Source organism: Streptomyces sp. NPDC059906, from assembly GCF_042730645.1.
GTDB classification, from domain to species: Bacteria; Actinomycetota; Actinomycetes; order Streptomycetales; family Streptomycetaceae; genus Streptomyces; species Streptomyces rubrogriseus.
The window spans coordinates 144,357-154,163 of the sequence record NZ_JBHWKU010000001.1 but is presented as its reverse complement, the minus strand read 5'-3'; the positions used below and the strand labels follow the sequence as shown (position 1 = coordinate 154,163).

The 9,807-nt window shown below is 70.3% G+C and carries 11 protein-coding genes and 1 pseudogene; 1 reads left to right on the top strand and 11 read right to left on the bottom strand.

Going from position 1 to position 9,807, the window contains the following annotated elements:
• Positions 1-414: 414 nt before the first annotated feature.
• The 11 genes and pseudogenes from ACFV9J_RS00755 to ACFV9J_RS00705 all read right to left on the bottom strand — a co-directional run.
• Positions 415-1,053, bottom strand: a pseudogene (locus ACFV9J_RS00755) (TetR/AcrR family transcriptional regulator); the annotation flags it as partial.
• 60 nt (positions 1,054-1,113) lie between these two features.
• The gene (locus ACFV9J_RS00750; protein ID WP_385347840.1) at positions 1,114-2,436 is read right to left on the bottom strand and encodes a dicarboxylate/amino acid:cation symporter; all 1,323 of its coding nucleotides are present in this window, start codon (positions 2,434-2,436) and stop codon (positions 1,114-1,116) included.
• A gap of 72 nt (positions 2,437-2,508) precedes the next feature.
• Complete coding sequence (locus ACFV9J_RS00745) at positions 2,509-2,610, bottom strand: putative leader peptide (RefSeq protein ID WP_309546884.1); 102 nt, start codon at positions 2,608-2,610, stop codon at positions 2,509-2,511.
• Between the two features lie 152 nt (positions 2,611-2,762).
• The gene (locus tag ACFV9J_RS00740; RefSeq protein WP_003974452.1) at positions 2,763-3,062 is read right to left on the bottom strand and encodes a DUF4229 domain-containing protein; all 300 of its coding nucleotides are present in this window, start codon (positions 3,060-3,062) and stop codon (positions 2,763-2,765) included.
• Positions 3,063-3,197: 135 nt separating this feature from the next.
• Positions 3,198-3,722 carry a GNAT family N-acetyltransferase gene (locus ACFV9J_RS00735; RefSeq protein WP_385347835.1) on the bottom strand — a complete coding sequence of 175 codons (525 nt, stop codon included), beginning with the start codon at positions 3,720-3,722 and terminating at the stop codon, positions 3,198-3,200.
• A 16-nt stretch (positions 3,723-3,738) separates the two neighbouring features.
• Complete coding sequence (locus tag ACFV9J_RS00730) at positions 3,739-4,449, bottom strand: UdgX family uracil-DNA binding protein (RefSeq protein WP_385348840.1); 711 nt, start codon at positions 4,447-4,449, stop codon at positions 3,739-3,741.
• A gap of 127 nt (positions 4,450-4,576) precedes the next feature.
• Complete coding sequence (gene mqnE, locus ACFV9J_RS00725) at positions 4,577-5,740, bottom strand: aminofutalosine synthase MqnE (protein ID WP_385347832.1); 1,164 nt, start codon at positions 5,738-5,740, stop codon at positions 4,577-4,579.
• A 58-nt stretch (positions 5,741-5,798) separates the two neighbouring features.
• Positions 5,799-6,257 (bottom strand): Lrp/AsnC family transcriptional regulator, encoded by a 459-nt coding sequence (locus tag ACFV9J_RS00720; protein ID WP_007443788.1) that lies wholly within the window; start codon positions 6,255-6,257, stop codon positions 5,799-5,801.
• Positions 6,258-6,335: 78 nt separating this feature from the next.
• The gene (locus ACFV9J_RS00715; protein ID WP_385348837.1) at positions 6,336-6,986 is read right to left on the bottom strand and encodes a UbiX family flavin prenyltransferase; all 651 of its coding nucleotides are present in this window, start codon (positions 6,984-6,986) and stop codon (positions 6,336-6,338) included.
• A 55-nt stretch (positions 6,987-7,041) separates the two neighbouring features.
• The gene (gene mqnP / locus ACFV9J_RS00710; RefSeq protein WP_385347829.1) at positions 7,042-7,947 is read right to left on the bottom strand and encodes a menaquinone biosynthesis prenyltransferase MqnP; all 906 of its coding nucleotides are present in this window, start codon (positions 7,945-7,947) and stop codon (positions 7,042-7,044) included.
• Complete coding sequence (locus ACFV9J_RS00705) at positions 7,944-9,401, bottom strand: menaquinone biosynthesis decarboxylase (protein WP_385347826.1); 1,458 nt, start codon at positions 9,399-9,401, stop codon at positions 7,944-7,946. The genes mqnP and ACFV9J_RS00705 overlap by 4 nt, the downstream gene beginning before the upstream one ends.
• Positions 9,402-9,488: 87 nt before the next feature.
• Here ACFV9J_RS00705 and ACFV9J_RS00700 point away from each other — a divergent pair, with 87 nt between their 5' ends.
• Complete coding sequence (locus ACFV9J_RS00700) at positions 9,489-9,797, top strand: PLD nuclease N-terminal domain-containing protein (RefSeq protein ID WP_385348834.1); 309 nt, start codon at positions 9,489-9,491, stop codon at positions 9,795-9,797.
• The last annotated feature ends 10 nt before the right edge of the window (positions 9,798-9,807 follow it).

The window sequence follows — 9,807 nt, the reverse complement described above, 5'->3', positions numbered from 1 at the left end:
GCACGGACTCCACCACCGGCCCGGGCCCGGTCCGGACTCCCCGGATCCGGGCTCCCCCGTCACGGCGGCGACGGGGAACGGCGACTGCACCTCTCCAGCGAGGCCGGACCCTACCCGACGGCCTGAACCACCGGCACGGACTCCACCACCGGCCCGGGCCCGGTCCGGACTCCCCGGATCCGGGCTCCCCCGTCACGGCGGCGACGGGGAACGGCGACTGCACCTCTCCGGCGAGATCGGACCCTACCCGACGGCCTGAACCACCGGCACGGACTCCACCACCGGCACGGGCTCGCCCGGTCCGGACTCCCCGGGTCCGGACTCCCCCGGCCCCGGCTCCTCCGGCTCGGGCTCCTCCGGCCCCGGCTCCTCCGGCCCCGGCTCCTCCGGCTCGGGCTCCTCCGGCCCCGGCCCCTCCGGTGCGGACCACGGCCGTCCCGCCATCAGGTCGCCCAGGCCGGCCCAGGCGAAGTTCATCAGGGTCGCCGCCGCCTGCTTCGCGGTGACGCCCTCGGTGGCGCCCGCCCAGTCGGCGAGCGACTCCGCGGCCCCGACCAGCGCCTCGGCCAGCCCGGCGACCTCGCCCTCGGCCAGGTGCGGGTCCCGGTGCGCGTCGCGCGCGGCGGCGGCGATCAGCTGCGTCACGAAGGCGACGATCTCCTCGCGCATCGCCGCGACCTCGGCGGCGAACCGCTCTCCGTGCGTACGGGCGTGCAGGTGCAGCACCCGCCAGGCGTCCGGGTGCCGCGCGGTGTGCGTGAAGAACGCCCGCAGCCCGGACCAGAGTTGCCCGTCGGCGGACAGCCCCGGACGCACGCCGGCCCGCACCGCCTCGGTGAGGGCGCGGGCCTCGCGGTCGACGCAGGCGCTGAAGAGGTCGTCCTTCGAGTTCAGGTACAGATAGACCAGCGGCTTGGAGACGCCCGCCAGTTCGGCGATCTCGTCCATCGACGCCGCCATGTACCCGCGCCGGCCGAAGACGCTCACGGCGGCGTCCAGCATCTGCTGCTCACGGACCGCACGCGGCATCCGCTTGGTCTTCCCTGCACCCATGCGAATCAGCGTACGGTCCGTGCGGCGGTGTTCAGGACGTCAGCGCCCCGGACGGGACGGTCAGGCGGCGACCGGAACCGGCTCCGACGCCTGCTTCTCCCGCTCCGGCTCGTCGATCGGCGAGGCGTGCGCCTCGTCGTACGCCTTGCGGTCGAGCAGCCCCTCGCGGGCCGAGACGATGACGGGTACGAGGGCCTGGCCCGCGACATTGGTCGCGGTCCTCATCATGTCCAGGATCGGGTCGATGGCGAGGAGGAGGCCGACGCCCTCCATGGGCAGGCCCAGGGTGGAGAGGGTCAGGGTCAGCATGACCGTGGCGCCGGTGAGGCCGGCCGTGGCGGCGGAGCCGACCACCGAGACGAACGCGATCAGCAGGTAGTCGCCGACCCCGAGCTGGATGTCGAAGATCTGCGCGACGAAGATCGCGGCGATCGCCGGGTAGATCGCGGCGCAGCCGTCCATCTTGGTCGTCGCGCCGAACGGCACGGCGAAGGACGCGTACTCCTTCGGGACGCCGAGGCGCTCGGTGACCTTCTGGGTCAGCGGCATGGTGCCGACCGAGGAGCGGGAGACGAAGGCCAGCTGGATGGCGGGCCAGGCGCCCTTGAAGAACTGGAGCGGGCTGGCCTTGGCGACGGTGGCGAGCAGCGTCGGGTAGACCACGAACATCACGAGGGCGCAGCCGACGTAGATGTCGGCGGTGAAGGTGGCGTACTTGCCGATGAGGTCCCAGCCGTAGGTGGCGATGGCGTTGCCGATGAGGCCGACGGTGCCGAGCGGGGCGAGGCGGATGACCCACCACAGGGCCTTCTGGAGGAGTTCGAGGACCGACTCGCTCAGGTTCAGGATCGGCTGGGCCTTCTCGCCGAGCTGGAGGGCGGCGATACCGGCGACGGCGGCCATGAAGACGATCTGGAGCACGTTCAGCTCGGTGAACGGCGTGATGACGTCGGTCGGCACGATGCCGGTCAGGAAGTCGATCCAGGAACCGGTGTGCTCGGGCTTGGCGCCGTCGGCCGGGGTGAGGCCGGTACCGGCGCCGGGGTTGGTGACCAGGCCGATGACGAGGCCGATGGCCACCGCGATCAGCGAAGTGATCATGAACCAGAGGAGGGTGCGGGACGCCAGGCGGGCCGCGTTGTTGACCTTCCGCAGGTTGGTGATCGAGACGAGGATCGCGAAGAAGACCAGCGGCGCGACGGCCAGCTTCAGCAGGCCGATGAAGGTGTCACCGACCTTCTCCAGGGTGGTGACCAGCCACGATATGTCCTGGCTGCGAGCCAGCCAGCCCAGCAGGACGCCGAGGACGAGACCGGCGAGTATCTGGGCCCAGAAGGGCACCTTGAGGTACTTCGTGAAAGAAGAGGGTGAAGACACGGACATGCTCCGTAGGGGGACGGGACGCGGGATGGGACGCGCTGAGCTGACGTGGGGACGACTGGTGAGGGGGGAACGTCAGGGGCGACAGTTCGCGGACGCGCACCGGCAGAGGTCCACGTGCAGGCGCGCCACGAGCGCGAGGCGCTGTGGTGTGGTGGGCGCGGCTGCTTGCTTCATGCACACGACTTTAACACCCATGCTTTGAGACACTCAAAGCCATACTTTGAGAGGCAGGAGTGCCCTACTGCCCGCAAAACGCAAAGCGCCCCGGTTTCCGGTGTTTTCGGAAGCCGGGGCGGGCGTGAGCGTACGCGCGTGCGTGACGGACGTTACGAGGTCTGCCCCTGTGCCCGCGCCGTGTCGTCGGCGCCGTCCTCCTGGCCGCGGTTGGCCTCCAGGTTGGCCTTCATGCGGTCCACCCGGCCCACGACCTGGACCGAGGCCCGGTCCCGCTCCTTGCGCAGCGCGACGTAGCTGATGGGGGCGGAGATCAGCAGGGAGAGCAGGAGGATCCACATGCCGTTGGAGTCGCCGAGGCCGCGCGGGAACACTCCGGCGTAGACGAGCCCCCAGACGACCACGAGGCAGCCTGCGAAGATCCCGAGGCGCATCAGCGTGTAGCGGAGCATCTCAATCCACTCTTCCGTTTCTGGCACAAAGAGGCACTGTCCAGTGAAACATGCCGGGCCGTCGATCTTGCAGGGGGGTCGGCCGGGCGACGGCCGGGGTCGGGCCAGGAGTCGGGCCAGGGGTCAGGCCAGGGGTCAGGCCAGGGGCAGCAGCATGAAGACGTCGTCCCGGTCGTCGCCGGGGGCGACCCGGATCGCGCCGGGGACCCGGCCGACCTCCTTGTAACCGCAGGACTCGTAGAACCGCTCCAGGCCGAGCCCGCCGCGGCAGGTGAGGCGTATCGCCTCGATGCCGTCGCAGGTGCGGGCGGCGTCCGCGGCGGCGGCCATCAGGTCCCGGCCGTAGCCCCGGCCCTGGTGGCGCGGGTGGACCATGACCGTGTAGAGCCAGAGCCAGTGCCGCATCAGCCGGTGCGTGTTCAGGGCGAGGAACGCGGTGGCGGCCACCCGGCCCTCCTCGTCGTGTCCGACGAGGAGGCGGGTACGCCCTTCGGCCATGCCCGTCAGGTGCTTGAGCAGCTCGGGGCGGACGTCCTCGCGCGTCACCGGCGGCACGAAGCCGACGGAGCCGCCGGCGTTGGAGACGTCGGTCCACAGGTCGAGGACGCCGTCGCGGAGGTCGGGGGTGACGGCCGGATCGAAAGTGAAAGTAAGGGACACCCCGCCATAGTAGCTATTACGCAAGTGCTCGTGCGGCGACTTTCAGGTCCGAGAGCAGACCCCGGTAGGCCGCCTCCCGGTCCTCGGCCCGCAGCACCGCCGAGGGGTGCACGGTCGGCACCAGCCGTTCCGGACGCCCGTGGATCTCCTCCTCCAGCACCGTGCCGCGCACCCGAGTGACCCGGAAGGACGAGCCCAGCAGCGCCTTGCCCGCGGTGGCGCCCAGCACCACGATCAGCTCGGGCTCCACGCGGTCCAGCTCGGCGGCCAGCCAGGGGCCGCAGGCCGCCGTCTCGCGCAGGGTGGGCGCCTTGTGGATACGGCGCTTGCGGGGCTCGGCCCGGGTGAACTTGAAGTGCTTGACGGCGTTGGTGACGTACGCGTCCGCCGGGTCGAGACCGGCTTCCGCCAGCGCCCGGTCCAGGAGGTGCCCGGCGGGGCCGACGAAGGGTTTGCCCTGCCGGTCCTCCTGGTCGCCGGGCTGCTCGCCGACGAGCATGACGCGGGCGGACGCCTTGCCGGCGCCGAAGACGGTCTGGGTGGCGTCCCGGTGCAGGGGGCAGCCCCGGCATTCGGCTGCCGCCGCGCGCAGGGCGGGGAGGCCGCCGCGTGTGGGAACGAAGGGTTCTGCGGTGTAGTCGTCCTCGGCGGCCATGGGGTGCGGGTACCCGCCGGGGGCGGTTCGGATGCGATTCCGGGTGCGGGTGGTTCGTGGCTGGTCGCGCAGTTCCCCGCGCCCCTGGGTAGGGACGGTCCCCGGCGCCTGTTCAGGCGGCGTGAGTGCATGCCCTCAGGGGCGCGGGGAACTGCGCGACCAGCCCCCACTCACCCGCGCCCGAAGAACAACCGGAAATTCACACCCGCATCGGCTGCGGCGACTCCCGACGCGCCGGGTCGGAACCCTCGTACTCCCGGAGGATCTCGTACCGCGTGTTCCGCTCGACCGGCCGGAACCCGGCGTCGCGGATGAGGTCCAGCAGGTCCTCCCGCGTCAGCTTGTTCGGCGTGCCGAAGTCGTCCGCGTCGTGCGTGATCTTGTACTCGACGACCGAGCCGTCCATGTCGTCCGCGCCGTGCTGGAGGGCGAGCTGGGCGGTCTGGACGCCGTGCATGACCCAGAAGACCTTGACGTGCGGGACGTTGTCGAAGAGGAGGCGGGAGACCGCGAAGGTCTTCAGGGCCTCCGCGCCGGTCGCCATCTGCGTCCGCGCCTGGAGGCGGTTCCTGACCTTGCCGTCCTTCATGTCCACGAAGTCGTGCTGGTAGCGCAGCGGGATGAAGACCTGGAAGCCGCCCGTCTCGTCCTGCAGCTCACGCAGGCGCAGCACGTGGTCCACGCGGTGGCGGGGCTCCTCGATGTGGCCGTAGAGCATGGTGCACGGGGTCTTCAGGCCCTTCTCGTGGGCCAGGCGGTGGATGCGGGACCAGTCCTCCCAGTGGGTGCGGTGGTCGACGATGTGCTGCCGCACCTCCCAGTCGAAGATCTCCGCGCCGCCGCCGGTGAGGGACTCCAGACCGGCGTCGATCAGCTCGTCCAGGATGTCGGAGGCGGACATCCCGGAGATGGTCTCGAAGTGGTGGATCTCGGTGGCCGTGAACGCCTTGAGGGACACCTCCGGCAGCGCGGCCTTCAGCTCCCTGAGCGAGCGCGGGTAGTAGCGCCACGGCAGGTTGGGGTGCAGGCCGTTGACGATGTGCAGCTCGGTGAGGTTCTCGCCCTCCATCGCCTTGGCGAGCTTCACCGCCTCCTCGATGCGCATCGTGTACGCGTCCTTCTCCCCCGGCTTGCGCTGGAAGGAGCAGTACGCGCAGGAGGCGGTGCACACGTTGGTCATGTTGAGGTGGCGGTTGACGTTGAAGTGGACGACGTCGCCGTTCTTCCGCGTCCGCACCTCGTGCGCGAGGCCGCCGAGCCAGGCGAGATCGTCCGACTCGTACAGCGCGATGCCGTCCTCGCGGGTCAGCCGCTCACCGGAGCGGACCTTCTGCTCCAGCTCGCGCTTGAGCCCGGCGTCCATGCGATACCTCTTTCTGAGACCGACGGGTAAACCGTACGCCCCGGCCGTCGGGGTCCGGTTACTGGACCTCTTCGGGCAGCTCGCCCACCCGGTTCTCCCACTTGGTGGAGAGAACGATGGTGGTGCGGGTCCGGGACACGCCCTTGGTGCCCGACAGCCGCCGGATGATGCTCTCCAGGCCGTCCACGTCGGCGGCGCGCACCTTGAGCATGTAGGAGTCGTCGCCGGCGATGAACCAGCAGTCCTCGATCTCCCGCAGCTCCTTGAGGCGCTGCGCCACGTCCTCGTGGTCGGCGGCGTCGGAGAGCGAGACGCCGATCAGGGCGGTGACGCCGAGGCCGAGCGAGGCGGCGTCGACGGTGGCCCGGTAGCCGGTGATGACACCGGCCGCCTCCAGCCGGTTGATGCGGTCGGTGACGCTGGGTCCGGAGAGTCCGACGAGGCGCCCCAGCTCCGCGTAGGAGGCCCGGCCGTTCTCTCTCAGGGCCTGGATGAGCTGCCTGTCCACCGCGTCCATGCGATCGAAGCCTTCCACTGAAGAGTTCTGAAGATGTGGGTAACAAACGTGTGGGGGGAGGTCATGGCGCGGCGCCGCTCAGCCGGTGGGGCGGGCCCCGCCGAGGTCGCCGCGCCAGCGGCGGTACAGGTCGTGCCCGACGCCCGCCGCGTCGAGGACGCGTCCGGCGACGAAGTCCACCAGGTCCTGGATGTGCGTCGCCCCCGCGTAGAAGGCCGGGGAGGCGGGCACCACGCTCGCGCCGGCGTCGTCCAGGGTCACCAGGTGCCGCAGCGTCCTGCCGTCCAGCGGGGTCTCCCGTACGGCCACGACCAGCCTGCGGCGCTCCTTGAGGGTCACGCTCGCGGCGCGCTGGAGCAGGTCCTTGGACAGCCCGAGCGCGACACCGGCCACGCAGGCCGTGGACGCGGGCACGATCAGCATGCCCTTCGTCGGGTACGACCCCGAGGACGGCCCGGCCGCGAGGTCGCCCGCGCTCCAGTGCCGTACGCCCGACACGTCCGCGTCGAACGTGTCCGGCTTTCCGTCGGCTCCGCGGGCCAGCCACTCTCGCAGGTCCTGCTGCCAGTGGGCGTCGCGGAAGGAGATGCCGGTCTCGTCGAGCAGGGTGAGCCGCGAGGCCCGGCTGACCACCAGGTCGACGCTCTCGCCGGCGGCGAGCAGCGCACGCAGCACGGCGGCGGCGTACGGGGTGCCGGAGGCCCCGGACACCCCCACGATCCAAGGCACGCGCTGCGTCTGTCCTGGCTTCATGATGCCGAGCCTAGTCGCAGGCTCATGCTTTTCAGACCGTGAGGCCCCGTACGAGCAGATCCAGCAGCGCGCACACGAAGAGGGCGATGCCGATGAATCCGTTGACCGAGAAGAACGCCCTGTTGAGGCGGCTCAGGTCGGTGGGGCGGACGATGGTGTGCTCGTAGAGGAACGCGCCCGCGACGATCAGCAGGCCGAGCCAGAAGAAGACGCCGGCGTCGGTGGCGACGGCGTACCAGGCGAACAGGGCCGTGGTGACCGTATGGCAGGCGCGGGCGCCCCAGATGGCGGCCGGGACGCCGAAGCGGGCCGGGACGGACTTCACGCCGACCTGCCGGTCGGTCTCGACGTCCTGGCAGGCGTAGATCAGGTCGAAGCCGCCGATCCAGATGCCGACCGCGAGACCGAGGATCACCGCCTCCCAGGACCACTCGCCGGTGATCGCCAGCCAGCCGCCGATGGGCCCCATGGCCTGCGCGAGACCGAGGATGGCCTGCGGGAAGTTCGTGAACCGCTTGCCGTACGGGTAGACCACCATCGGGATCACCGCGACGGGGGCCAGGGCCAGGCAGAGCGGGTTGAGCAGGGCCGCCGCGCCGAGGAAGACGACCAGGGCGATCAGCGCGCCGGTCCAGGCGTGCTTGACCGACATGGCGCCGGTGACCAGCTCGCGGTGGGCGGTGCGCGGGTTGCGGGCGTCGATCTCGCGGTCGATGATCCGGTTGACCGCCATCGCGAAGGTGCGCAGGCCCACCATGGCGACGGTGACCAGGAGCAGTCGGCCCCAGTGGATGTTCTCGTCCCACAGGAACATCGCGGTCAGCGCGGCGATGTAGGCGAAGGGCAGCGCGAAGACCGAGTGCTCGATCATCACCAGGCGCAGGAACGCTTTGGTGCGCCCCGGCTGCTGCGGCAGGGCGGCGGAAGCCGACGTCACAGTCCGTACTCCTTCCAGCGGCGGTCGACCTTCGCCGCCGTATCCGGGTCGGACAGCACCATGTCCGGCCAGCCCCCGTCGCGGGTGTACCCCTCCTCGGGCAGCTTCTTCGTCGCGTCGATGCCCGCCTTGCCGCCCCAGAACTGCTGGTAGGAGGCGTGGTCGAGGTGGTCGACCGGGCCTTCGACGACGGTGAGGTCGCGGCCGTAGTCGGTGTTGCCGAGGGCCCGCCAGGCGACCTCGTGCAGGTCGTGGACGTCGCAGTCGGAGTCGACGACCACGATCAGCTTGGTCAGGGACATCATGTGGGCGCCCCAGATGGCGTGCATCACCTTCTGGGCGTGCTTGGGGTACTTCTTGTCGATCGAGACGATCGCGCAGTTGTGGAAGCCGCCGGCCTCGGGGAGGTGGTAGTCCACGATGTCCGGGACGATGATCTTCAACAGGGGCAGGAAGAAGCGCTCCGTCGCCCGGCCCAGCGGGCCGTCCTCCGTCGGGGGGCGGCCGACCACGATGGACTGGAGCAGCGGGCGCTTGCGCATCGTCACGCAGTCGATCTTCAGGGCGGGGAAGGGCTCCTGCGGGGTGTAGAAGCCGGTGTGGTCGCCGAAGGGGCCCTCGGGGAGCATCTCGCCGGGCTCCAGCCAGCCCTCGATGACGACCTCCGCGTGCGCGGGGACCTGGAGCGGGACCGTCTTGCAGTCGACCATCTCGACCCGCTTGCCCTGGAGGAACCCGGCGAAGAGGTACTCGTCGATGTCGCCGGGGAGCGGGGCCGTGGAGGCGTAGGTCACGGCGGGCGGGCAGCCGAAGGCGATGGCGACCGGCAGCCGCTCACCGCGGCGGGCGGCGACCTGGTAGTGGTTGCGGCTGTCCTTGTGGATCTGCCAGTGCATGCCGATGGTGCGCCTGTCGTGGCGCTGGAGGCGGTACAGGCCCAGGTTCCGGATGCCGGTCTCCGGGTCCTTGGTGTGGGTCAGGCCCAGGTTGAAGAAGGAGCCTCCGTCGTCCGGCCAGGTGAAGAGGGCGGGGAGGCGCTCCAGGTCCACGTCGTCGCCGGTGAGGACGACCTCCTGGACGGGCGCGCTGCCCGGCTTCACCTTCTTCGGCGGTACGTGCGTCATCGTGCCGAGCTTCCCGAAGGCCTCGCGCATGCCGACGAAGCCCTGGGGCAGCTCGGGGCGGAGCAGCCCGCCGATCTTGTCCGAGATGTCGGAGTACGACTTGAGGCCGAGGGCCTTGAGCAGGCGGCGGTCGGTGCCGAAGACGTTCATCGCGAGGGGCATGTCGGAGCCCTTCACGTTCTCGAAGAGCAACGCGGGGCCGCCCGCCTTGTTCACCCGGTCGACGATCTCCCCGACCTCCAGGTACGGATCCACCTCGGCCTTGATGCGCTTGAGGTCGCCCTCGCGCTCCAGCGTCCTGAGCAGGGAGCGAAGATCGTCGTAAGCCATGCCGTCCAGTATCCCCGAGCGGCTACCCTGGCCCTGTACCTGGGGGCCGTGACGCGTCCCCACCCCTCGCTTGAGCTGGAGAAGCCCATGCTCCGGGTGCTGATGTTCCTCGTACCACTGGCCCTGAGCGTCTACGCGTTCATCGACTGCATCAGCACGAAGGACGCGGACATCCGCCACATGCCCAAGCCGCTGTGGGCGATCCTCGTGCTGCTCTTCCCGCTGGTCGGCTCGATCTCCTGGATCATCGCCGGGAAGAAGCGGCAGCCGGCCGGCTCCTCGCCCCGGCAGGGCGGCGGCGGGCGGCGGCAGTGGGTGGCGCCCGACGACAACCCCGACTTCCTGAAGTCCCTGGAGAAGGACGACGAGAAGGACGGGGACAAGGACAAGGACTAGGACTAGGACT